Genomic DNA, 25,624 nt, shown 5'->3' with positions numbered 1-25,624 from the left:
ATGTCAAAATTAATAATTTCGAAAAGCAAATCCCCCTTGTTTATCAACATGATAAATGCACTAGACAAACATCATTCGGATGCATGTATCAGTGTGTTTATCGACAGCGATAACAGCCGTATGCTCCTTATTGGTGGTGCCCCTGGTCAATACGGACAAATCGAAATACCTCTCGAAAAAGGCCATGGTTTGAAGAACGCCGAATTTTCGATCCCTTTCGATTTTTTCATGTGCATGAAAGAGCAGCAGCAAGAGTTTAATACCCTAGCCAATCAGTATATTTTTGAACTCAGGTACAAAAATGGTAAATACATCAATATCGAGTATTGTTTATTACTCAGAGACGACAAAAAGATTGATGATTCGATACATTTCCCAATGTCCCGTTTTGAATTAGACGATGCTCATGAAAATCATATTCAATATCAGGTGGCCAATACTCAACGTGCTTATCATGAGCTGAACAGACGCTCGATTGTTGACATTATCAATTCAACCAATTCACTCATACCCTTTGATTTTGTTGAATTTAGAAAAAATGAAAAAGAGATCCGCTTTCAGAAAAATGGTGAAGTCACGACCAAACGATTACAAGATAATATCGACTTACCTCATACCCTCCCCTTGACTGAGGCCGCGAGCCAAACACTTAAAACGCTGTATATGAACTCTGAAACAGGCAGCATAGCGTTTTGTTTAGAGGGTGAACTACTCACGTTTAAAACTGACCAACACACGCAAAGTATTTCTCTGGAAGGCATAGATCAATTTCATCAAAAAATAACGCAGGAGAGCAGGTTACTCCTTGAATTTGCGTCTAATTTATACGATTTCAAACAGTTAAATAATATGATCTTAAAAGAAACCAGCGTTAGATCGCTCAATACTGCGATGCTACTGTTTGACAACAACAGACTATTTTCATGCATGCTGCCAGGACGCAGGGAATTCATACGCGAAGTGAGCGTCAAGCACCTTCATCATCACGACGCATTGCTGTTTTCTTATTCACCTCGCACTCTCAAAGACATGAAGTTAAAAATTTTCGCCAAAGGAGGCGAGATCCGCATTACGTTAACTCAAAATCAAAATGGTGAACTGAAACTCAATTTCTATGACAAGCCAGAAGATATGGCACCATTTGATAGCCTTAACTTAGTATCAGAACAATCATTGTTATCTGCATACCTAAAATTGAAAAACGAGTACCTAAACACTTACGATGACCGGTACATTTTGCCGCCATCGCGCCAAGGAGAACTTGATTTATTTGCCGAACAACCAAGCGATGTGCCAGCAGAAATTGATGCCCCAGTTAATGACATGGAGTCGCATGCGCAATACACCGACACGACAGAAACCCAAACAGAAGATAAACTCAAGAACGCTGGTGTTTATTCGCCAACGACTCATCCTGATTTAGCACCTAAACCGAACAATAAGCACTCAAAAAACATCACAGATAACAGTGGCGATTTAGCCATTATCGATGAATATGGATTTGCCGATGATTAAGTCAGGTCCCAAACCTTAAACTGAATACGGTTATGTGTGGTTGTGTATGGGGGAGGTAAATGACGGCAACAAGCTTCCGTAAGAGTGCTCAACAATTTTCATTGGCAAATGGTCAATTTAAAAAGCGCAGCAATTTAAAACAAACCACTGGACAAACAAACAGTATTAGTTATATTGATAGGTGTGTTTTTAACCAATAGTAGGCAAGCCGCAACTATTGGGAAAGGGACATTTCAGGTTGAGTTGCGCGATGTAAAAGTGCGGTTAACCGAATAAACAAGCAGTTGGGAGAGAGTGGCGGCAACCACTCTCCCCCGTACCGGCTGCGAACCGCTATTAACCGAACCCCAGCCGATGGCGAAATTCTAACGAATTCCATCGGATAGGGACAGTGCTATTTGATGGAGGCCACCTATGGCTCATATTCGTGTACGTCCAAATGGGCGTATTCAGTTCGACATGCATCTTTATGGCTGCCGTTTTCGTGAAGGCACAAAAATGCTGGCCACACCTAAAAATCTTGCTACTGCCAAAACTACGCTCAAAAAAATGAACGCTGAGATAGAGTTAGGCTGCTTTCAATACCGTGACTATTTTCCCAAAAGTAAAAAAGTCACTCAATTTGAGCAGTTGCAGCGTGAAAAACATCCTGATCGTGAATATCCATTTTTCAATGATTTTGCTTATCAGTGGTTTGAACGCAAAAAGGCGACGTGGAAAAATAGCTATAGAAACACCATGCAAAACGTTTTAGATAAGTATCTGATCCCACAATTTGGCAATACATTGATGAATGAGATCACCCTATCGCAGGTTGATTTTTATCGCCAGCAGTTAATGCAAATGCTGAAAGCAGATAATACCCGTCAATTATCTAATCGACGCATTAATAACTTACTGTGGCCCATCGTCTCAATGGTGAGCCTCGCTGCAGAAGAATATAAATTTGAATACCCATTGAGACGCTATCGCTCACTTAAAGAAGAAAAGGCTGAGTCTCATCCCATGACCATAAAGGAGGTTAAACTTTTTCTATCCCACATTCCTCAGGAATGGAAAGATTACTTCATCATTCGCTTTTGGACCGGCATGCGCAGCTGTGAAATACATGGATTAGAGTGGCAACATGTTGATTTTAATCACCGCTTAATTCGCATACGGCAAAACTGGGTGAATGGGGAAGTGTGTGATGTGAAAACACCAAAATCTCGGCGTGATCTTAAGATGTGTGACACGGTATACGATGCCTTTAAACGCATTAAAAATTTGGCACTGTCAGAATCAGGCTTTGTGTTTACGGGCAAATCAGATGCGCCACTGGATACCCATTTTGTTAGCAAAAAATTATGGTACCCGACACTCATTAAAGCGGGACTGAAACGTCGACGAGCTTATGAAACTCGCCACACCGCGGCAGTGCTGCATATCGCAGCGCTAGAAAATCCACTGTATATCTCACAAATGCTTGGCCACAGTGATACACGGTTATTATTTGATGTCTACGCACCTTATGTTGCAAACGCATCCCGAAACGATGGCAGCGCGTTTGATAAACTCATGCGCAACGAAAACATGCTGTAAAACATTCTGAGCCATAAGTAAGTATTCACATGTTGGATGAAATCCCGAAATCATCGGTAGCAGTCGGTGATCACAACGCTAAAATCGATTAACAGATGTGGTCACCGAAATACCAGAAAAGCAATTTGAATTGACGCCAAGACGATTATTTTACATCAAATGAGTAACAGCGTTACCGCTCCACAGAGCTAAACCAAATTACCAGATAAGTAACTTAGTGAAGACCTCAGGCTAAGCTCAAGCAAGGCATAGGTCTACAGATTGTAACCTCATAAGTAACAATCTGTAGACCTATTAGCTTGAGTAACCATCGTTCTCATCTATTGTAAGATGGCCAGATAGCGAACAACCGTGTGGTCAATTTTGTGCCATACAAAATCTGACATTTCCACCCTCCGTGGTAGTCAGATGCAGTAGATAGAACACTTGAGAAAAAAGAGTACAGGTGCTGCCATCAATACGGGGATCCCGCTTTTATACCGTCATCCGTAAACCGTGAGTTACGTAGTGACGCCCAGTAGCCGCTTTGAACCTGCTGTAATCCTTAGCAAAGCGGCAACCGAAGCACACTAGAGCACTTCGCCGCTAGAGTAGTCTAGTTAGCGGCGTTCTAGATTTTAGCTTCTAAATCGCCTCTACCGCCATTTTTAGCACTACACTATCCTTTGGCATTAATGCAATACGAAACCCGACTCCGCTAAAAACTCGATTAATCAACTCAACGCCGTTTTTACCTTTATCACTTTCTACATCAGACAATGCTTTACGGCTAACGCCTACCATTTTGGCATATTGGTCCTGGCTCAGTGCTAACAACTCAACTCTCAGCCATTTAAGTACTTGACCTTGAGTCTTTTTCCCCGAAAAGAGATCCAATGTAGCGGCTAATAATAAATCTTCCCTATCTTTAAGGGTCAAAGGCTTTCGATTAACCGAAATTTTTTTTCGACCACCTCTGCCTTTTGTTTCAATCGAATCCGTTGCGACATTAGATGAAACCGTCATAATAGCCCCCACTGCTGCATTCTCGCTTCTAACGTGGCAAAACCAATTCCCGAATGCGCAAGAATCGATTCAGGCACACCACGCTGACGTAAACGCTGCTCCAAACCAAGCAAACGCACGGCAGTTTCATTCAAAGCGCTCATCAAATCATTAGGCGACAGTAAATCGGATAAATGTTCAGCAATTGCAGGAAAGTTATACACGCCACCTAACTCCATCCCCTCGCCCCAGGTAAAGGTCCGAGTGATCATCTCATAATCTGCCTTCATGGGCGCAAAATCATAAATGGGTGCCAGCTGGACACGGTTTCCATACTTGATGAAAGAGGTATTTCGGCCATGATTATCTGAATTTCCAAAGGCAATATTTAATAAATCTCTTCGCACCCATTCAACCACAAACGCCTCAATGCCACTCTTGCCTTCAAGCTCAGCCCCAACATCAAGTAACGTCCTGGTATTACCGTAGTTTTCTTTTTTATTAAACGCGGCCAAAAGCCGTCTAATCACATCAGCATGTAGCAAAGGCTTTGCTGTCGGCTCACCTAAAATGGCATAAACCGACTCCATGCCATAACTCACCATTGCTCCCGCCTCAACACCGTAATCAAAGCGTGGCAACCATAAAGAAGGGCCACGCTCAGCTTCAATAAGCTTCATCGACTCAACGGAAATAGTCTCAAAGCCCAATTGTGTAAGTTCATGATAAAAATGATACTCTGCACGCAAAATATCGCTATCCAGAGTGGTTTTACCCCTTGGAAATTTAACTAAATAAGGCTGATCGAGATTGTGCGGATCATCTTGAAAGGTATCAATCCAAACACCATGCTGCTCATTTAATCGTACTAATAGCTTAGGTGCAGCCCCACCTGCACCGGAGGCGCCACCTGCAGCAGCACTTCGAGATTGTGCATACTCAATAAAATCAATCTGTAACTCACTAACATCAGCGATACTAAAGGTAACAGGTAATGACCTTTTAGCCTTTTCAGGCACCGATTCTTTTATACGCAAGTTGCCAATTGGCGCGATAGTTCCATATTTCAATAATTGGAAATCCCGTTCCAAATTAGGCAAATCCTGCAATCCAAGCCGCTTAACCCAATAATCCCGACTGGAGCCTGCTGGCATAATATCTTCTAAAAAACGATGCCAGTGAGGGCTTCGCAACGGGATATTATCAACGGGTAACGATACACACACTGCAGTTTACGCAAATTGATGGAAGTAAGACGTGACATGTTCGATATCATAATTTAATACACATGGCCCACCAGTACCCTTCTCTGGCGCATAAAACCCCACCATAGCAACATCACGCCATTCTCCGGCAATATTCATCTGCACCGTTAAAATTTGCATTACCTATCCCCAAAAGCAGACGACAATTAATGAACACTATAGCACTCAAAAATAGATAAAATAGCGAATTAATGCAACCTTTGGCACTCAAAAATCAAGAAAACCTCAATTAATGACACTTACAACGCGCAGAAATAGGAGGGAAGAAAAAGCAGAGCGAAGAAGTTAACGGAACGCTTCGATTCTAGGGCCTAGATTCTAGCACCACGTAGTGGCATCCAAGGGCCGCCCTAGAGACAGCGCCTTATATGCTATATACTCACCCCGTATTCATCAAATCCTGCAATGAGCCTATGCAACAACTAAATGAAAACATTATCATCAACTTACTGCGAGACAACATTCCGCAGTTGAAATTGATCTACCTGTTTGGCTCCTATGCACAGGGTACGCAACACTGCAACAGCGATATCGATATCGCGGTACTCGCCGATGTCATCTTAGACAATATCGCTCGCTGGCAACTTGCCCAAAAACTCGCTTCAGCGTTAGATACTGATGTTGATCTTGTTGATTTACGCACGGCATCCACAGTGTTATGCCAGCAGGTCGTCACCCAAGGAAAGCAACTTTGGGGAAGGCCACAAGATGATGAACTTTTTGCAATGAAGACCATCTCAATGTACCAACATCTACAAGCAGAAAGACAGGCAATTATTGATGACGTAACGGCCAACACTACAGCCAACGATCACAGGGGAAGTCACTTTGAATGACATTATTATCAATAAAATAACCACCATCAAGCGCTGTATAAAACGTATCCAACAAGTCTATGGTGATGGCAGCAAGTTCAAACAAGACTTCACCTTGCAAGATAGCGTTATCCTCAATTTACAACGCTGCTGCGAAGCCAGTATCGACATAGCCAATCATATTAACCGCCAACAACAACTGGGGATCCCCCAGAGTAGCCGTGATAGCTTTACATTACTCGCACAAAATAACGTTATTACTCAGCCACTAGCTGATAACTTAAAGAAAATGGTCGGACTTAGAAACATCGCAGTACATGACTACCAAGAACTCAACCTCGATATCGTTGTGCATGTTGTACATCATCATCTTGAGGATTTTGAGCAATTTATTGAAGTGATAAAAGTAGACCAAAGATGCTGACGGTTGACGGAACGCTTCGCTTACAACAAAAGCCGAACGGGCTCCACCCTGCTAGAGCGTTTCGCTTCTAGGTTCTACACGTAGTGGTGTCCTAGAGGCCGAAGGCCGTCCTAGCAGTTGCGAAGCAACGCCCTAGATTCTCGCTCTTGGCTTATGCCGCTCTTACTGCCTCTGCGATATATTCAGCTTGTTGTTGGGTCAAGGCTATGTCAGTGGATTCAACCATCACTCTAATTAAGGGTTCAGTACCCGATTTACGCAATAATACTCGCCCCTTATTCCCTAAAACTTCCTCAGCGGTTAGCACTGCCTGTTTAACACAGTCTTTAGCCAAAATGCTATCAGGGCAGCAAGAAGTTAATCGTACGTTGATAAGCACTTGTGGCAACTTAGTCATGCCTGCTTTAATATCGGCCAAACGCTTACCTGACTCTAGAATGGCTTTGAGAACCTGCAAAGATGCCACAATGCCATCGCCAGTTGAAGCATGCTGCAAACTCAAAATATGCCCAGAGCCTTCGCCGCCCAGTTTCCAACCCGTTTGTTTGAGCTGTTCAACCACATAACGGTCACCAACCTTAGCCCGCACAAAAGGAATATCCATTTGTTTAAGTGCCAGTTCTAATCCGAGATTCGACATGAGCGTACCAACCACCCCGCCCTGCATTTCACCTTTTTGATATGCCGCTTGTGCCAAAATAAACAAAATCTCATCGTCATCCACTACATGGCCATTATGGTCAACAAACATGACTCGGTCAGCATCACCATCAAGCGCAATACCTAAATCCGCTTCGTGGATCATCACCGCAGTTTGCAAGCTATCTAAATGTGTTGCGCCACAATGATCATTAATGTTCACGCCGTTGGGTTTGTCATTAATGCTAATCACCTCGGCCCCTAACTCGCGATACACATTCGGGGCAATATGGTAGGCAGCACCATGGGCACTATCGACAACAATCTTTAATCCCGCCAAGCTTAAATGATTCGGGAAGGTTCCCTTACAAAACTCAATATAACGACCAGCAGCATCATCAATGCGGCGCACTTTACCCAGTTTTTCAGAAGCAACACATTGCAACGCATTATGCTCAAGTGCTTGCTCTAATAGCGCTTCAATTTCAATCTCTTGTGCATCATTCAGCTTAGTGCCTGTGTTTGAAAAAAACTTAATACCATTATCATAAAAAGGATTATGGGAAGCACTAATCACCACACCAGCATCGGCCCTAAAAGTTGAAGCTAAATACGCTACTGCGGGCGTTGGCATGGGGCCAATTAATGCCACATTAACACCTGCGGCTGAAAAACCCGCTTCCATTGCCGATTCCAGCATATACCCACTAATGCGGGTATCTTTACCAATCAGCACTTCTTTAGTGCCAGTGGACGCCAGCACAGTACCTGCTGCCCAGCCTAGCTTCATCGCAAAATCAGGCGTAATAGGGAATTCGCCTACTTTGCCACGCACACCATCAGTACCAAAATACTTCCTAGACATGCAAAATCCTTAAAAACGCTAAAAGACAAAAAGCCAGCTTGAATTAGCTGGCTTTTGAAATAGTTAGTAGGCTTTGAAAAAAGGGCCTTAAAAATTAATCTTGTCTAACCCAAGTGAGGATTTGCCACACATTAGCAAGTGCCCAATTATAGGCAGCAAAAATAGCTAAAAAAGACACGAACATAATTGATTCGGGGATTTGAGCTATATCAGCTCCAATACCTATCGCAGCAAACAAAAGTGAGGCGAGTGATATCCTGATCAAGGTTTGTTTACGGTTATAACCCGCACGTTCAAAAATATGGTGCAAGTGGTCACGGTCAGGTTTAAACGGCGACATGCCTTTTTTAATCCTTCTATACATAATTGCCACCATATCCATTAATGGAATCGCGATGAGATACAATGCAGTAACTGGCGAGAACACCTGCCCTTGGTGTAAATGGTTACTATCAGCTTGAGTCCCCAGCACCAATAACCAAACAACCGTTAAGCCAATCAACATGCTGCCAGCATCCCCCATAAATATCTTTTCTAATGAAGGGAACGGCCAACGCAAATTGAATAATAAGTACCCAATGATTGCACCAATAAACAACAAAGGTAATAAAAACCAGCTATTACCAGCCCAATAGAATAGAAAAGCTAACGAAGAAAAAGTCACAAGGCTTAGCATGCCCGCTAAACCATCAATACCGTCGACCATATTAAAGGCATTGATAGCACCAATCACCGCAATAGTAGTTACAAAAATGCCAGCATAGCCGAGCTTAAGCTCAAAAAAATACAGAATATGGCCAAATGTAGTCAGATGTAATCCAGCACCAAAGATCAAAATCGAGGCGGTAATCACCTGTGCAGTCATTCGGACACGAACCGACAAGTCGTATCTATCATCAAGTACGCCAAGAAAAAGAATTAACGCAGCAGAAATAAGATACAAATTAAAGGTTTGGCTTTGCGGGATAACAATGCTGGAGACCAATAGCACACTACAATAGATAGATATCCCACCAATTAATGGGATAGCACCTACATGTAGCTTACGCTCATTAGGTAAATCGACTAGACCGACCCGTTGTGCGATAGGATTTAAGACTTTAATTGCAACACAAGTTAAACAAAATACACTTAAAAGCAGTATGAGGTATTCCATCACTCTCTTCCTTAAGCTAGATACATCATGATTACAGTGAAGCCAATCAAATTTATTTAAAAAATGGCATTGGATTATAGCAGTTGAAACTACAACGGATAACTCCACTTATATTAAATAGATAAATATTTTACTAAGGCATTAAATAGATTTAGAAATTTTTATATCTTTACGCAAAAATGCCGTAATACGCCAGATGTTATTGATTAAACCAAAGTACAACGCAAATGTTGCTAAAAATGCTAAAAACATAATATTTTCATCAACTTTGGCAAGTTCAGACCAAATACCGACGGCAACCATTATTGCTGCAGCAGTACAAATCACCATCAGTGATGAATGGGAGGATAGCCCCATGCGTTGGCAGATATGATGTAAATGCTCGCGGTCAGGTTTAAAGGGCGATTGGCCTTTACGAATACGACGGATCATGATGCAAACCATATCCATCAGCGGTAATGCAATTAACCAGAGTGCGGTTACCGGACGAATAGCAGTAGCTCGCTCACCTTGGCTGGCCACAATCAGCAACCAAATCACCGTGAAACCGATAAAAATGCTCCCCGCATCGCCCATAAACACCTTAAACCGCCGCCCGAACGGAAAACCTAAATTGAGCATGATATAAGGCAGCATCGCTGTAACCAGCAAACCACAAAAAATAGCAAAACCATACATACCATGGAGATAAAATAAAATACCTAAGCCGCCAAAAGTGACAGACGCTAAACCGCCCAGCAAGCCGTCAATCCCATCCACCATATTAAAAGCATTTATCGCACCAATAACCGCAAAGATAGTCAGCAAAATACTAACAGGCTCAGGCAAATATATCGCCTCGCTGCCCATCAGGTAGCCTAAATTATATAAACTGCGCTCTCCTATCACGATCATTAACAGTGATATAAGCGCCTGCACCACTAGCCGAAGTTTAAAGCTAATATCGAAGCGGTCATCAATCGCCCCAATAACCACAAGAATAAAGGCACAGCTCGCATACAAAACAGGTTCAATTAACAGCGTAGGAATAAGCCACAACACCAACATCATGGTCATAAATACGCTCACCCCACCGACCAAGGGGATTTGGCCAGTATGATGTTTACGCTCATTCGGTTTATCAACCAAACCAATCCGTTGAGCAACCTTGCGAAATACAAACAAACTGATAAAAGAAACTAAAAAAACAACTAAAACAGCGATGTTTGTTGACATAAAAACCACTAGCTAGTAAAAAAAAGAAACATAAAGCAATATGAAACATAATTGCTACACTAACCAACACCAAAACATCTATTAAATTGCATATAAAAGGAAAGAGAAACAACACAATTTCAATTCCCCATAAACTCTACAGTTTATAGAATACGAAAATAAAATATTATTGATAAGTATCTTCGTACATTTTAGTAATAACTTTCCATGTATATCGTCTTTCTGCAATCATTTTCATATTCATCGAAATCACGGTAAGTTCATTTTCATTTATTGTTCTCAGTTTATCATAGAGGTCTTTTGATGAAGCGAAAAATAAAGCCTTATCTTCAGTACTATATCGATTAAATGCGCAATCAAAAGCAAAAATTGGTTTTTCAAAGTGCATAGCCTCAACTAAGGATGGATTCGTCCCGCCTGCGGAGTGACCATGAACATACCCCTTACATTGACTTCTTAACTTATACAGCTGATTTATATCATATATAGGGTCAAGTATTTGAATGTTAGGGCTAGTTGCAAACTTCCTTTTCAGATCTCGACCAAAATCACTAGCATCCCAATTTCCAACAAACTTTAATTTCTGTTGGCTATTCAAAAATGCTTCTAAGATCATCTGAACATTATTTTCAGGTTCGATTCGACATAAAGATAAAAAGTAATCTCCAGTTGGTCCAACATCAATATTTTTAACAATCGCATGATCACCGCCATAGGCAATAACAGCATTACTTTTGGAGTATTCAGAATCAACATAATCACCGATAGCTTTATTATCAGTTATAATCACATCAGAAAACTTCACTGCAAACGATTCGGATAATTTCAAAAACTTTCTAGCTAAACAACCCCATTTTTCACGTTTCCATTCTAAGCCATCTATATTAGTAACAATTTTAGAACTTGAAAATAAACGATATATTGGGAGAAACAAACAACCTGAAACGCCTAAAATCAGCGTAACATCAGGTCTCTTGAAAAGAGAATAGATTAGAGAACAGATATCATATGGAATACTTTGGACACCATTTGCACTTAACGGGATATAACTTAAGCTCGCCCCATTACATTCTGTTAACTTTTTAGTATAAGATTTACTTGAACAAAACACATGATACTTTACATTACTGCTTGAATAACTAGTTAAATTCTCAACTAATGACTCAAAACCTCCATAACAAGCAGGTATACCAACAGTTCCAACAACATTAACTTTCTTCATTACTCAACTCTTTAACTCTTTGATAAATAAAAATTAGTGACCTAAGAATCTTTTAAACTTCAACTTAATCAATGAAATAATGTAACCAACAGAATAAACAAAATAAAACTTAATAGAACTGATTCTTCTAGTTAATTTGAAATAACTTATTGGAAGAAACTTTTTTCCAAAAACAGATAAAAATTTGACGCGATTGTTAGAAGTAAACCTAGAATTAACATAAAGACATACAGATAACCATTTACTATAAGTTGAGTGATAGTAGGAAGTAGTAAGGTAAGTAGAAATATGACTACCTAGAAAGCTCTTTTTTGCTCCAATCACATTGTTCTCATGCTGAATATAAAACATTTGAGGTGAATCTATAAAATATAAGCAATCTAGGGCCAAAGCGTTATGTATGAAATAAATATCGTGCATTAAGAATGCATAACAAGGAGGCATCCTATCTAATATAGATAAAAACGTTGAGTTGAATGACATGTTACAACCAGGAAAGTGGTTTTCAAAAAATAACCCTTCATATCTATAATCGTTTGGATTAAATCTGCGTTCTCTCCAGAAACTCTCAGATATAATTTTCAGGTTTACATCAGTCGTAATTAAATCAGCAACACAGAGGAAAGGCTCAATGGGTTTAACAGACATTTCATATTTAGCAACAAAATTAGAAATCTTATTACTAAACCAAAAATCATCCTGATCACAAAACATGAATAAATCACATGATAAATCCCTAGAAGCAACCAGTATATTAAAGCTATCTATTACACCAACATTATCGCCCTCAACTAATTTTACATTAGATAGCTGAGACTCATAACTTTTCAATATTTCAACTGTATTGTCTTTACTACCATCATCTCTGACAAGTATAGAGAAAAATTTATAATCTTGAGCCAATATACTATCTAGCATACGGTGTATAAACTTTCCACCATTATAGCTAGAAAGTAATACTTGAACTTTAATCATATTTTTTTAACACCAATACTGAATAACTTAAAATTAAAATCAAAAATCCCAAATTTCCAATAAGCAAAGGATTTGTTCCACCAACGACTAAAAATACAAAGTATGAAGTGAAAAACATTTTTTGATCACTCATTTTCTTTAAAACAGAGTAAAAAAGAGGAAAAAAGAACATAAGAAAAAGTAGTGGAGAAATCAGTATTCCGAAACTGCGAATAAACTCGAAATAAGTGACCTCAGTTATTGGTACAACTGCTCCGAATCCTGATGAATAATATAAACTACCAGTTCCCATCCCCCAAAAAAAATAAACCAAATTATCAGACAAATATTCATATATAGAAACCATATGTCCATACTTAATACTATTAGAATCATCCGTAGCAAAATTTAGCGCAATGATTAAAGCAGAAAAAATAAAAAAAACACCTAACGTTGAAATAATTACTGAAAGCACATAATGACGATTTTTATTAAATAAAAAAAATAAAAAGGCCACTATAAGTGATAGAGCGGCTAACATATTTGCACGTGTAGCACTTATAAATAAGGCAAGAACAAAAATAATGATTAGAGATATTGAAACGAAATTAACTTTATCATTCACCATTCGATTAAAAACTATACCAACTGCTACTAACAAAGCGCATACAGATTTATGGTATACCATCAAAAATGGTATACCTACATAAGACCTAGGCGTTACTATAAACGTATTTTTAAAATCAAAGTCATATATCAAACTTACACCGTTAACTTTAAAAAAAACAAACAATCCAATTGTAAATAGCGATATAAGAAAACAGCCCAAAAGGAAAGCATCGGTTAAATATTTAAAGTAAGCTTCATTAAGTAACGGCAAAATTAATAATACACCACCTGTAGTGAAATAATTTGCAAGGAAAATGGGGTCGTAACTTGTAGACTGTAAAAATAAAGAAGTAGTACCCGCAATAATAGCGGTATAATACAAAAATATAGGCAATGTTTTAATTATACTGTAATTAAAACATCTAACACTTAGTATCAAAAACAGGCAAAATAATGGTAACTTAATACCCAATACAGTATTTGTTGGGTCTAAGAGCATTGTGACCACAAGTAGTTTAAACAGTATACTGCGAACCTTTCCCATTAGAAACTATTTCCCTTCGCATTCAATTGAAGCCCTATGCACAGCTTCCAAAACTCTGTGTCCATGCTTTACATCAGGCTCCAAATACGTTCCTTCTGCCCATTCATTCCAGGCATTTATAAATACGAAAGGTTTATTTTCATTTTTTGCTATTTTGAAAATACTTTTGACATAATCACTAAAAATATCAATAGTAAAACCTTTAAAAATAATCGCCTTAACACCTCTTCTTGGAGAATTATCCCAATCCACAAAACAACCTGGAATTAATGAATCCGACTGATTCTTCTGGTTATTAATACTTTTTACAACAATTTTTTGATAGTCAATTGCAAAAGAGTCTCTAAACCCCAACTTATATGATATATTCGTAAAAAAATCATATGATTTAACAGCAAGGGTTTTGAATACACCACCACTTAACTTATAGTACTTTGATAAAGAATCTGTGCTAGATAAAGAGTAAAATGGTTCAAAGGCAACACTGTATCTTAAATTCAGTTCAGAAAAAGAAATATTTTTTTGTCTTTTCACTGCAATAAATTCAATACCATCAAACCCATTTAGCACAGCAAGCTTATTCCAGTACTGGCAAAAATCGTTAAAATTGGGAATATCTTCGATCTTATAAATTAAAAAAACAGGCTTATTTTCAAGTTTAATATATCTATCATCTCGAAAATATTTTAGCATATAATCAAAATGCTTAGACCAATCATTTTGATTACCATAATCTTGCAGCATCAAAACTTTTTTATTTTTCCCATCCCAATTCCTAGTCCAAGATTCATTGGCCCAACAAAAGCAATAATCAATATCAATATCAGAAGACAAGAAGTTTTCGAGAGGTTTTTCTAAAAGAGTTTTTCCATCTTTGAAGTAATAGTGATAAAAGCAAAAAGCATCTAAGCCATAAGATCTAGCCAATTTAGCTTGTTCATCCATTACATGTATATTACTTAAATCATAATAGTTATTATTCATTGGAATTCTTGGCTGATCATGGCCTAAAAATAAAGGCTTTGATTTTTTTACATTGGTCCACTCAGTGAAACCTTCACCCCACCACTCATTATTTTCTTCAATCTCATGAAACTGAGGTAGGTAAAAAGCTATTTTTTTCATATATTAAAACTCACTTATGATATAAAATTAAGTTAGGAGGGAACCCGCTAACAATTTATAAATATAAAGAAGTAGAACCTTCATAAACAATGAAAGTCTTACTTTGAAATCAGTAGAAAATCTAAAATTAATTTAAAACTAAAAACCTTTAAGTAAAAATTTAATTCATATACTAATTGCTTAACAAATAATACTTAATTAAGCAAAACTAATTAACAGAAATTTTATTAATTACCTTTGGAATAAAAGTATATATAAAACTTAAAAAAGAAAAATTCCTAAACAAGAAAATAAACTTCTGCTTAAATGTTATACCTTGAAGTTTTAATACAGTACACAATGTAAAAAAATCTAAAACTGCATATTTTTTTTCTGAAAACAAATTAAGATCATTATTATTATTTTTTAGTGAGTTATCGATAGGGTGGAATTTAAAACTCAAGGCATCTAGATAACGTATTTTTACAGATTCAAAACCATGAACTCGATTTACATCATGAAATAAAAATTCAAGATCCATATTGGCCAGATTAATGAACTCAGAAAAACTATTAACTCTGATTTGGTCTAAAGGTGTATATCCACAAATTCCAGAGTGAAAACCAAGAGGAAATAAAGATTGCAAATACATTTCAACAAAAGTGGTACCACCAGTTATAGGGCCAGTATCTATACAGCAATCGGCCTTTCTTACAACCTCTAGATATCTATCGTATGATAAAGTACCATAAAATATAATTCTTCTCGGAAAAATAAGCTTCAAATAATACCACCAATAATCCGTTTTTTTTACGCCAATGATAGATATAACACTTTCCTTTTCTGTTGACAAAATGTCATATATCTTACTTTGAATCGAGAATTTTTTATTTGGTTTCATTTTATATGAAGAACCAGCCATTATATAGTGGCGTATTTTATTTTTAAAAACTGGTTTTACATCTACGTTCAAAGGTATCCCTAAAAAGCTAACATTCTTGTAAGGGTTAGCATTAGCAGCTGCAACCTCATAACCTCGAAATGATATTTGCAAAATAACATCTGATATTGTACGACCAAAAGAAAAAATATGATCTGCATGATTTACAAAAAAAACTTTAGTATTAGGGCTAAACATTTTTGCAAGCCGAACAGCAATAGCAGACTCAATATCAGATGGATGAATATGTAATACAACAGTTTCATACTTCATGATTTCATTAAATAAGAACAATATTTTTTCTTCGAAAAAAATATTATCAGATATTGTTATCTTATCAAAAAAACCACTTAAGCGACATATAATATTGGGATTTACATTATATTGAGATACTAGAAGATGAGAATCAAACACATCCATTGCACTAATTCTTTCACAGAGACGAGTGTGACCGCCATAATCGTATGGCTCAGTAATTAAATGAAGTACATCTTTCGCATTTAATTCAACAGTAGGAATATCAAAACTGCCTACCCTTAATATAAATAAAGCAATAGACTCTTCTAACTCTTCAGCATCATAAATTTTTTTAATATTATTTGTCATCATATTAGCATAAATTTTTGCTAAATTTATTTTGTCTTTTACGCTATTACATTTATCAATTAGTTCTAACATTCACCAACCCATTGTTAAAATACATTAGAATGCAACTTAAAATAACCCTACGACCTAAAAGATACTTTGACTATTTGCTCACACAGTGACATCGCCGGATATTAAAGTCATAATTTAACTTAATAAATCATTAGGTTTTTTTAAAAACTTATAGTTTCAACATATCGAATAACATGGAGAAAACATCAATACAAGCAGTAAAGTTTTATTTAAAATAGTCTATCAAACGGCTAATTAAAATTAGCTGTGGAATTTTCCATTCCAGTACGTATGTATTCTACACCGACAATTGATCTCGAGTTTCTTATTTTATTGTGTAGATCATTTTATTTATATTTTCGTCAATCTCAGTGTCTCTACAAAATCACAGCAGGACGAAAGTCTATTACACCGCAGATCTTAATATTCGCATAATGACAGTATCACACACCACCCTTTTAATACTACATCATAATAGATGACTGATAGATGGAGTTCTAATAATACAACTAAGAAGATGTGATCTATCTGAGTATATAGTTCTAAAACCTAATAATTCTTCATATTAAAATTAAAGCTTAAAGCACCAAGATTAAGATATTATATTACTAAGCTTTTTATTTTAATAAATTAAAAACGCGCCAACAGGAAGAATAATAATTTGCAAAAAGAACTAACAATTATCACTTTTAATTCCATTTTATAGGTGATCATATGAAATTTTTTAAAGCAATGACATAACCAAGATAAAAATTACTACTGCCAGATATAATGATTTTTTCGTTAAAATTTTTAAAAAGTAACATTAGATTGATAAATCAAGTTACTTTTATATACTTATGAAAAAAAGATAACATCGTCGGCTCTCGTAACAGTAACAGTGTCAATGGGTAAACTATTATACCTATTAAAATTTTCAGTATTAGACTAATCGCTAAACTATCTAGATTTATAAAAATGACTACAGAGTACATAACTATTGTTGAAATAAAGATTTTTACACAAATATTTAGTTGTTTTGTAGCACCAAAACTAAACAATTTTCCCGGATAATATGCATTAATAAAAAATGAAACCAAGCTAGTTACTAACATGCCCCATGCTATACCAATAATACCATATGGTATAGCAATATACAGCGCAGTTAAAGTCATTGGTAACTTACTCAAATCAATCTTTAAAAAAAGATCTGAACGCCCTACTGCATTCAAGATATTCATATTGATAGCACTAATAGGTGTTATCATCCGAGCAATACACAATAATTGAATCACTGGCACTGCAGATAACCATTCTTCATCTAAAAATAATAATACGAAATCTTCTGCTACAGCACAGAATCCAACTAGCGCTGGTAATGATATCAAACAGGTAGCAGTAATCAGCTGTTTATAAATTCTTATTAATTTTTCTCGATCTTCTTTAACAGAAGTGAGGATTGGATAGGTCACCCCCTGTAAAGTAGATGATATAAATTGCGACAAAAAGTTAGTGATGTTTGTTGCTTGAGTAAAGTAACCTACATTAGCGGCATTGAAATAACGCCCGATCAATGCGATGTATAAGTTATTAACCAACGTAGCAATAAAACCCGCAAGCATTAAATTAGAACCAAATTTAAAAAGACGATAAAAAGAGTCTTTAGAAAAAATGGCTTGTGGATACCAACGTGAAAAACACCATAAGCTGATATTTAATACAACCGCTTTAATCAACAGTAACCAAACGAATGACCAATAACTATAACCTTGTTGTGCTAAATGAATCGCAATCGGTGCGCTCAACAATGTGGCAAATAAACCAGAGATTGCTTGGCTTTTAAAATCCACCTTGATAGTTAACTTTGCTCTAACCACAACGGTTAATGAGTTGATGATCACAATAAGAAATAGCCATCTAGCAATATCTACCAACTCAGGCTTTTGATAAAACTGTGCAATCAACGGTGCTGTGACAAACAGCACCGCATAAATAAACACGCCCCACACTAAGTTAATATAGAAAACCGTTGATGCGTCCGCTTCCGTCAGTTGCTTGCTACGTTGTACCAAGGCTTGTGAAAAACCATTACTAATCACGCTTTCCGTCAACAGCATAAAAATGGTCAACATACCAATTAGGCCGAACGCTTCGGGTCCAATTTGCTTTGCAATGTACAAGGTAACTGCAAAGTAGCCAAATTGGGTTATTAATTTATCTGAAGCGCTCCAGACTAGACCAGATAATGCCTTTGCTTTTAATGACATGCTGTTTGGCTAAAATATTTATGATTTGGGGTTGTAATCATTTAAGTTCTGATTCTCTTAAGCTTTTTAGTGTGTTATTGATTAAAGTGCTTGAAGTACCCTGTGTATAAGGAAAGTAAATTACTTTACAGCCTACCTCAGCTAATTCCATTTCGTGCTGTTTCCATTTCTCTGTTTCATACCAATCGTCACCTACAAATAAATAACTTGCATGATTTTTCTTTGCCGCAGCCGCTTTATCCATATTGTTTTGGGGCACCGCAACATCTACATACCTACATGCACGCACCACTTCAATACGTTCGTGATATGGAATTACAGGCTGCTTTCCTTTATATGAAACCAATTCATCAACTGTCACACCTACGACTAACTTATCACACATAGCTTTTGCATTTCGCAAAATATTAACGTGACCTATATGAAACAGATCATAAACCCCACTTGTATATCCAATTATCATTTTTTCAGCACCTTTAAGTTCTCTTTAAACCACAATTCATATGATGTTGATGATTCGTAGTTATCAAATACTTTTGTCAAATCAACAGGGAAGCCAACTTTTTTCTCGTAAGCAAACGCCTGCCCCATGAATTTACTTAAAATATTTCTTAATGGTAATTTACCTAATGTTTCACCCATTAACTCTTGTGGTGAAATTTTCACAGCTTCAATAAATGTATGCATATTGGCAATTGGTTCCCGACCTTCAACGCCCGCAGCCATTAAGGAAAAATCTAACCGCCTAAACAAAACAGGCATATGGTACTTTATAAAAAACCAACGTACAGTTTCAAACACAGAGTTAAACTCAACTTCTTCAAATAATGAAGAGAATCTATTATAAAGTTTTGATTTTTTTTCTGGTTTTATATAACAGTACCTGCTTAGGAATTCATCCAAATTAAACTCTTTAGCATTTAACGCCCACTGGAAAATTCTGTCATAGCCACCAAAAAATTCATCCGCACCTTCACCAGACAAAAGAACCTTAACACCATCCGTTGCTGCTTTTTTCGCTATTATATATAGCAATACCTCATTAGGTACTGACATTGGTTCACCGCGTAATTCAAGTAGGTATTCAAATGCCACCTTATACTCCTCTGGTGAACACTCGACAGCAGTCAAACCTTGAATATCTTGGCTTTTCAAGTATTCAATATCCTCATCACCAGAAAATCCGATGGTGTAATAGTTTGAAAATTTACCTATATGGCGTAGTAAATTACTATCAACTCCCCGACTCAATAACAATCCAACTGGGGCATCTGACACTAAGCGGCTTGAAACCCCTTTTGTCAAAGCTTGTTCAATATTGCTAATTGATAAATTTTCATATGCTGAATTCAAATATTTAGCGCAATCAAAATACTGACCAGTAACAGAACACGAACCAGGCTCAAGTGAACTTACACCTAAAAAATAAGAGCCTGAAAATATTGGTGCTCTAGTGGCATAATACTCATCAACCGCATCACTACTTACGTCACATTCAAATAACTTATTGAAAACACTAGGCTCAGAACTGAATGAAATACCATTTTCATCTTCATGAAAAAAAAGTGGTTTTACACCAAACTGATCCCTAACCGCATGTATTAATTTTCCTTCCGCATTTATATATACGAATGCAAAAAAACCATCTAATTCCGCAACTGATAATTTTTGCTGGCTAAGCAACTCACTTAACAACTTTGTATCACTGTGAAATTCAGTTTCAAAGTATTTATAACCTAACTCTTTGTAATTAAGAATTTCCCCATTAAAGACAAGCATACCGCCAAGCTCATCTTTCATCGGCTGATTTACACCCGCAGCAAGGTCGATAATAGATAATCTAGAATGGTATGCTTTCCATCCATTGTATTCTATTAATCCAGATGAACCATCAGGCCCTCTGAAGCGCAGGCAACGCTCTATTATAGGTTCATGAACTTTATTTATTTTCGAGCTGTTTGAAATAAAAAAACCACACATCAGTAAAACCTCAATAAATTCATTGCAAATATAATTTGCCTTTAGTGAGAGAGACCTAATTTAAAAAGCTTTCTTTAAGGAGCTCAAAATTCGATCACTCGCATCATAGCTCATCTGATTAGCGTCAATAAAATCACTATGTTTTTTATTTATTTCTAGATGCCCATCTATTATTTTTTTTATAAACATTTCAATTTCGTTTTGTTGGTCCAAGCCTGCGGCAATAAAGTGTGAATCGAGGGCTATCAATCCAAAGTCATTATAAAATCCCCGCATGTAACTAGGTTCTAAATTAGACGTATATAAAACTGTTTTTTTTACAAACAGATACTCAGCTAAAAAAGAACCACTATCATGAATCATTGCATCGGAATGAAAAAAAAGAGACGTATACTCACCTTCACAATATTGTGTGTTTTCTGAAGTGTTCCAAAATGAGTAAAAAAAATCAGTTTTTTCTCTCCCCCAATCAGAATGATTATAAAGTTTTGACTTTAATATTGGGTGAGGTTTAAACGCAAACTGTACATCTTCTGAAAATTTAATAGCCATTTGTTGCATAAAGCAGGCAATTTTTAAAAAGCTAGCATATGGCAAGCTTGGCATATCAATTGTGTGATGAGGCGCCCAGATGATTTTCTTTTTTATCTTACTTTGTTTTTTCCATACAAAACGGTCATCTTTAGCGTTTGCAATTGTCTCGATAAATGGATAACCAGTTAAAATAACATTTTTCCCCTTTGCTTGGCTGTATTGTTTAAATATATTTAACCCCTCATTATGAGGTGCAAAAATTCGCCACATTGCATTATGGAAACATTGATTATACTGCGCTTGGTAATTTTCATATCTAGATACATCAAAACTATAAGGTACATAACATGTCAAATACTTTAGATATGCATCTTCATAGTACTGCCGCATAGTTAATTTATGCGGATTAGTAAAAAAAACAATATCCGGTCCAAGCTCAGCCAAATCCAAAAAAGTACCAGTGTTTTGATCGTAAGATGATATTGTTTTATAACCCTTGTTGTTAAAATACTCATATGTTTCATTTAAGTCATCCCACATTCGATCGTCGCCATAATTAGTATATGGACAAACTAAAATTATCGGTTCAAACAGTGGGTCACTTAGCATTTTTTGAAAAACACTATCAACTTTCCATACGCTGCGGTGGATAACCAAAAAGACAACCCGCAGTCGCTTCTTCCCCTTTTTACTTTTTATCAAGGCGTTATGTTTTTTTTGCATCCAATGAAATAAAATTGTTTTTAACAATGGATCTATAAAATTATTTTTAACTGGTCTGATAGCGTTTTTTACTTGTATCGGCAATATTTTTCTTAGCAAAGCTAGCATCGTTATCCCTTAAACTCATTCATTGCCGCAATTACTTGCTTCACAGCTTCATCACTCATGGTGGGGTCAAGCGGAATAGAGAGCACCTGTTGATGGATCTGTTCGGTCAACGGCAGCTGAATTTCGGCATATTGGCGATACGCATGCTGTTTATGCGGAGGAATCGGATAATGAATTAAGGTTTGAACCCCATTGTCTGTTAAATGCTGTTGCAATGCTTCACGGTTTTCACAACGAACCACAAACAAATGCCAAACGTGTTGTTTGTAATGTTGAATGCTGAGTGTTGAGTTGTTAGTTGTTAGTTGTGAATTGTTAGTGGTGAAAGCGACGTTAAGTGGTAATGCGATGCGCGGGTTATTGATACCCTCACAATACATAGCAGCGATTTGTTGGCGGCGGACGGTTTCGGCCTCTAAATGGCGCAACTTAACTCGTAACATTGCAGCTTGCATTTCATCGAGGCGGCTATTTACGCCTTGATAAAGGTTTTCATACTTTTTATGAGAACCATAGTTGCGCAGTGCTTTGAGGGTTTGTGCTAGTTCATCGTTATTAGTGGTGATCGCACCAGCATCGCCAAGGGCACCGAGGTTTTTGCCTGGATAAAAGCTAAAGCCAGCGGCATCGCCCCAGTTACCGGCACGCTTACCGTTGATCTCTGCACCATGAGATTGGGCGCAGTCTTCAAGCACTAATAAGTTGTGCTCTTTAGCAATTGCCATAATTTCTGGCATCGGGCACAACTGGCCATATAAATGCACCGGCAAAATGGCTTTAGTTTTAGGGGTAATAGCAGCAGTCAGTATGGCCAGGTCGAGATTATAGCTGGCAGGGTTTGGCTCAACCAACACTGGCACCAAATCATTCTCGGTGATGGCCAGCACAGAAGCGATATAGGTATTGGCTTGAACAATCACTTCGTCACCGGCTTGCAGTTTACCTAATTCCTTCCATGCACGCAGGGTGAGAATTAATGCATCCAGCCCATTGGCCACACCAATCGCATGTTTAGTACCGCAATAAGCAGCAAACTCAGTTTCAAATTGGGTCAGCTCATTGCCCATAATATACCAACCAGAATCGATAACCCGTGCACAAGCATCTTTCAGTTCTTGCTGATATTGGTTGTTAATGGCTTTTAAATCTAAAAAATTAATCATATTACTGCTCTATATATTTAATAATTTTTGCCGGATTACCCACTACCACTGCGTAAGCTGGTACATCTTTCGTTACGACGCACCCCGCACCCACCATGGCATGTTTGCCAATGGTAATGCCCGGTAATAAGGTCGCATTGGCACCAATAGATGCGTTGTCTTCAATCGTGATACGAGCAAACGCTTCAGGATATACTTTGGATCGCGGCATTTTATCATTGGTAAAGGTGGCACAGGGGCCGATGAAGACGTTATTACCAATGGTGGTGCCATCCCAAATATAGACACCCGATTTAACGGTGACGTTATCCCCTAGTACTACATCATTTTCAATCAGGGTATGGGCACAAATATTACAATCACGGCCAATGGTGGCCTCTTTGAGCACAACAGCGAACTGCCATACTCTAGTGCCTTCACCAATTTGACAGGCTTGTACATCACTAAGCGGGTGAATAAACATAGTTACTTACAGCCTCAATAAATTGTGAATAATCTCGTATATAGTCCGACTCATCATAAAGTTGATCAGCTAACACCATCAGCACGCAGTCTTCGGAGAAATCGTACATCTCCCGCCACATAAAAGATTCAATCAACAAACCTTGGGCGGGATTATCAAGCAACACTTCAACTCGTTCACTGCCGTCATCGAGCACAAAGCGGCAAGAGCCGCGAACGACAATAGCAACTTGCTTAAGAGTTTTATGGGCATGAAAACCACGGCTCACGCCTTCTTTGGTTTTAAAAAGGTAGTAGACCCGTTTAACTGGGAACGGGATGTTTTTACCCTCTTCTAAAGCAATTAATGACCCACGATCATCACCATGGGCTTGTAGAGGGATAAGCTTAATTTGCATGTTCAAATGCCTGTTTGAATTGAGAAAAAGTTTGTGCCAGTTGGTCTTTTTCTGATAGAAATGTCTCATTAACAGGCCATTGAATGTTCAATTCAGGATCATTCCAACTAATAGCACCTTCACTGCCACGATGGTAAAAATCAGTAGTCTTATACAAAAATTCGGCTGTATCGCTCAGGGTGACAAAACCATGGGCAAAGCCCTCCGGGATCCACAGTTGGCGTTTATTTTCAGCAGAAAGATGCACACCAACCCACTGTCCAAAAGTCGGGGAACTCATTCGAATATCTACTGCCACATCGAATACTTCACCTACAACACAACGTACCAGCTTTCCCTGAGCATGGGGTGAGAGTTGGTAATGTAAGCCACGCAATACCCCTTTTGAAGATTTGGAGTGGTTATCTTGGACAAAATTAACAGGGTAGCCGACGGCGGCTTCAAATTGCTGTTGGTTAAAACTTTCAAAGAAAAAGCCACGTTCATCGCCAAAGACTTTTGGTTCAATAATTTTTACGTCGGTGATTTTTGTATTGATGATTAACATAATGTTGAATGCTTAATGTTGAATTAATTTACTGATAGCTTGTCAATTGATTTAGTGCAGCCTGCCAATCGCTGGGCTTAATACCAAAGGTTTGCTCAATCTTACTACAATCCAGTTTCGAGTTTGCAGGACGCTTAGCTGGAGTTGGGTATTGATCTGAGGTAATGGCGTTTACCTGCATCTCTTTACTCAATAGCTGCTGCGCCTGAGCTTGCTTGAAGATCTCAACGGCAAATTTCTGCCAACTCACATGTGGCATGCCAGAAAAATGATACACCCCATATTGCTCGCTACCGGCATAGAGTGCCTTGGCCATGACAATTAACGCAGCAGCAATATCACCGGCATAGGTGGGGCCACCAAATTGGTCGCTCACCACACCTAGTTCATCACGGGTTTGCGCTAATCGAAGCATGGTTTTTACAAAGTTATTACCAGTTTCGCAAAATACCCAAGCAGTTCGCAGGATTATATGGCGTGGATTTGCTACGGCCACTGCTAGTTCACCGGCCAATTTACTTTGACCATAAACGCCTTGCGGTGCAACCGCATCATCTTCTCGATATTCGCCCTTTTTATCACCGGCGAATACATAATCGGTAGAGATATGCAACATTGTTGCACCAACACGGTTAGCTGCTTGAGCTAAAAACTGTGGGCCGTCACGATTTATCGCATAGGAAAGTTCGACTTCTTGCTCTGCTTTATCAACAGCCGTATGCGCTGCTGCATTAATAATCGCATCAGGTTTGAATTGATTAACAAGCTTGCTTACCGCTGCGCTGTTAGTAATATCCAGCTGCTCACGATTTACAGCCAAAAATTCAATCTCTGGCATCTGGTTTAAGAATGTTGCTACGCAGCTACCTACTTGGCCATTACTTCCGGTGACTAATATTTTCATAGTGTCAAATTGTTAATTATGAGGTGAATGCTGAATGCTGAGACAGAAAACTCAACATTCAACACAAAGT

24 protein-coding genes are annotated in these 25,624 nt (G+C 37.8%); 4 read left to right on the top strand and 20 right to left on the bottom strand.

Annotated features, from left to right (window positions below; genetic code table 11):
- Window positions 1-1,515, top strand: coding sequence for a hypothetical protein (locus IEY09_RS14605; RefSeq protein ID WP_188871624.1), 1,515 nt, complete (start codon window positions 1-3; stop codon window positions 1,513-1,515).
- A gap of 414 nt (window positions 1,516-1,929) precedes the next feature.
- Window positions 1,930-3,096, top strand: coding sequence for a tyrosine-type recombinase/integrase (locus tag IEY09_RS14600; protein ID WP_188871623.1), 1,167 nt, complete (start codon window positions 1,930-1,932; stop codon window positions 3,094-3,096).
- Window positions 3,097-3,720: 624 nt separating this feature from the next.
- Here IEY09_RS14600 and IEY09_RS14595 read toward each other — a convergent pair.
- The 3 genes from IEY09_RS14595 to IEY09_RS20245 form a co-directional block, all read right to left on the bottom strand.
- The gene (locus tag IEY09_RS14595) at window positions 3,721-4,101 is read right to left on the bottom strand and encodes a helix-turn-helix domain-containing protein (RefSeq protein ID WP_229777958.1); all 381 of its coding nucleotides are present in this window, start codon (window positions 4,099-4,101) and stop codon (window positions 3,721-3,723) included.
- Window positions 4,098-5,234, bottom strand: coding sequence for a type II toxin-antitoxin system HipA family toxin (locus IEY09_RS14590; RefSeq protein WP_229777952.1), 1,137 nt, complete (start codon window positions 5,232-5,234; stop codon window positions 4,098-4,100). Before IEY09_RS14590 ends, IEY09_RS14595 begins: the two co-directional genes overlap by 4 nt.
- A 78-nt stretch (window positions 5,235-5,312) precedes the next feature.
- Complete coding sequence (locus tag IEY09_RS20245; protein ID WP_229777950.1) at window positions 5,313-5,465, bottom strand: hypothetical protein; 153 nt, start codon at window positions 5,463-5,465, stop codon at window positions 5,313-5,315.
- Window positions 5,466-5,758: 293 nt separating this feature from the next.
- Between IEY09_RS20245 and mntA the strand changes: the two genes are divergently transcribed.
- Window positions 5,759-6,181 carry a type VII toxin-antitoxin system MntA family adenylyltransferase antitoxin gene (mntA, locus tag IEY09_RS14585; RefSeq protein WP_050991371.1) on the top strand — a complete coding sequence of 141 codons (423 nt, stop codon included), beginning with the start codon at window positions 5,759-5,761 and terminating at the stop codon, window positions 6,179-6,181.
- Window positions 6,174-6,584 carry a type VII toxin-antitoxin system HepT family RNase toxin gene (gene hepT / locus IEY09_RS14580; RefSeq protein WP_037429284.1) on the top strand — a complete coding sequence of 137 codons (411 nt, stop codon included), beginning with the start codon at window positions 6,174-6,176 and terminating at the stop codon, window positions 6,582-6,584. The genes mntA and hepT overlap by 8 nt, the downstream gene beginning before the upstream one ends.
- A gap of 151 nt (window positions 6,585-6,735) precedes the next feature.
- Here the strand turns inward: hepT and glmM are convergent, their stop codons facing one another.
- From glmM to rfbD, 17 genes are all read right to left on the bottom strand, one after another.
- Window positions 6,736-8,088: a phosphoglucosamine mutase gene (glmM, locus tag IEY09_RS14575; protein WP_188871620.1), complete on the bottom strand. Its 1,353-nt coding sequence runs from the start codon at window positions 8,086-8,088 to the stop codon at window positions 6,736-6,738.
- 94 nt (window positions 8,089-8,182) lie between these two features.
- On the bottom strand, window positions 8,183-9,244 hold the full coding sequence (gene wecA, locus IEY09_RS14570) for a UDP-N-acetylglucosamine--undecaprenyl-phosphate N-acetylglucosaminephosphotransferase (RefSeq protein WP_188871618.1): 1,062 nt from the start codon (window positions 9,242-9,244) through the stop codon (window positions 8,183-8,185).
- A 141-nt stretch (window positions 9,245-9,385) separates the two neighbouring features.
- Complete coding sequence (gene wecA, locus IEY09_RS14565) at window positions 9,386-10,459, bottom strand: UDP-N-acetylglucosamine--undecaprenyl-phosphate N-acetylglucosaminephosphotransferase (protein WP_188871616.1); 1,074 nt, start codon at window positions 10,457-10,459, stop codon at window positions 9,386-9,388.
- A gap of 166 nt (window positions 10,460-10,625) precedes the next feature.
- Entirely contained in the window at window positions 10,626-11,681 is a 1,056-nt protein-coding gene (locus IEY09_RS14560; RefSeq protein ID WP_188871614.1) for a DUF1972 domain-containing protein, read from the bottom strand.
- A gap of 33 nt (window positions 11,682-11,714) precedes the next feature.
- The gene (locus tag IEY09_RS14555; protein WP_188871631.1) at window positions 11,715-12,656 is read right to left on the bottom strand and encodes a glycosyltransferase; all 942 of its coding nucleotides are present in this window, start codon (window positions 12,654-12,656) and stop codon (window positions 11,715-11,717) included.
- Entirely contained in the window at window positions 12,649-13,788 is a 1,140-nt protein-coding gene (locus IEY09_RS14550) for a hypothetical protein (protein ID WP_188871612.1), read from the bottom strand. Before IEY09_RS14550 ends, IEY09_RS14555 begins: the two co-directional genes overlap by 8 nt.
- A gap of 6 nt (window positions 13,789-13,794) precedes the next feature.
- Window positions 13,795-14,913, bottom strand: coding sequence for a glycosyltransferase WbsX family protein (locus tag IEY09_RS14545; RefSeq protein WP_188871611.1), 1,119 nt, complete (start codon window positions 14,911-14,913; stop codon window positions 13,795-13,797).
- A 208-nt stretch (window positions 14,914-15,121) separates the two neighbouring features.
- Window positions 15,122-16,510 carry a hypothetical protein gene (locus tag IEY09_RS14540; protein WP_188871610.1) on the bottom strand — a complete coding sequence of 463 codons (1,389 nt, stop codon included), beginning with the start codon at window positions 16,508-16,510 and terminating at the stop codon, window positions 15,122-15,124.
- 797 nt (window positions 16,511-17,307) lie between these two features.
- Window positions 17,308-18,735, bottom strand: a complete 1,428-nt coding sequence (locus IEY09_RS14535) for a lipopolysaccharide biosynthesis protein (RefSeq protein WP_188871609.1) — start codon at window positions 18,733-18,735, stop codon at window positions 17,308-17,310.
- A 37-nt stretch (window positions 18,736-18,772) separates the two neighbouring features.
- A complete protein-coding gene (locus IEY09_RS14530) occupies window positions 18,773-19,198 on the bottom strand; it encodes an FAD synthase family protein (RefSeq protein WP_188871608.1) in 426 nt (141 codons plus the stop codon).
- The gene (locus IEY09_RS14525; protein WP_188871607.1) at window positions 19,195-20,715 is read right to left on the bottom strand and encodes an asparagine synthetase B family protein; all 1,521 of its coding nucleotides are present in this window, start codon (window positions 20,713-20,715) and stop codon (window positions 19,195-19,197) included. The genes IEY09_RS14530 and IEY09_RS14525 overlap by 4 nt, the downstream gene beginning before the upstream one ends.
- Before the next feature lie 60 nt (window positions 20,716-20,775).
- Complete coding sequence (locus IEY09_RS14520; protein WP_188871606.1) at window positions 20,776-22,080, bottom strand: CDP-glycerol glycerophosphotransferase family protein; 1,305 nt, start codon at window positions 22,078-22,080, stop codon at window positions 20,776-20,778.
- Window positions 22,081-22,082: 2 nt separating this feature from the next.
- Window positions 22,083-23,243, bottom strand: coding sequence for a DegT/DnrJ/EryC1/StrS family aminotransferase (locus IEY09_RS14515; RefSeq protein WP_188871605.1), 1,161 nt, complete (start codon window positions 23,241-23,243; stop codon window positions 22,083-22,085).
- A 1-nt stretch (window position 23,244) separates the two neighbouring features.
- Window positions 23,245-23,706, bottom strand: coding sequence for an acyltransferase (locus IEY09_RS14510; RefSeq protein ID WP_188871604.1), 462 nt, complete (start codon window positions 23,704-23,706; stop codon window positions 23,245-23,247).
- The gene (locus IEY09_RS14505; protein WP_188871602.1) at window positions 23,687-24,103 is read right to left on the bottom strand and encodes a sugar 3,4-ketoisomerase; all 417 of its coding nucleotides are present in this window, start codon (window positions 24,101-24,103) and stop codon (window positions 23,687-23,689) included. Before IEY09_RS14505 ends, IEY09_RS14510 begins: the two co-directional genes overlap by 20 nt.
- Window positions 24,093-24,650, bottom strand: a complete 558-nt coding sequence (rfbC, locus tag IEY09_RS14500; RefSeq protein ID WP_229777943.1) for a dTDP-4-dehydrorhamnose 3,5-epimerase — start codon at window positions 24,648-24,650, stop codon at window positions 24,093-24,095. Before rfbC ends, IEY09_RS14505 begins: the two co-directional genes overlap by 11 nt.
- 28 nt (window positions 24,651-24,678) lie before the next feature.
- Window positions 24,679-25,554 carry a dTDP-4-dehydrorhamnose reductase gene (gene rfbD, locus IEY09_RS14495; protein ID WP_188871600.1) on the bottom strand — a complete coding sequence of 292 codons (876 nt, stop codon included), beginning with the start codon at window positions 25,552-25,554 and terminating at the stop codon, window positions 24,679-24,681.
- Window positions 25,555-25,624: the final 70 nt, after the last annotated feature.

Source organism: Shewanella xiamenensis, assembly GCF_014647135.1.
Classification (GTDB): Bacteria; Pseudomonadota; Gammaproteobacteria; order Enterobacterales; family Shewanellaceae; genus Shewanella; species Shewanella xiamenensis.
The sequence above is the reverse complement of the archived record's forward strand: the minus strand, read 5'-3'. Positions and strand labels throughout refer to the sequence as shown.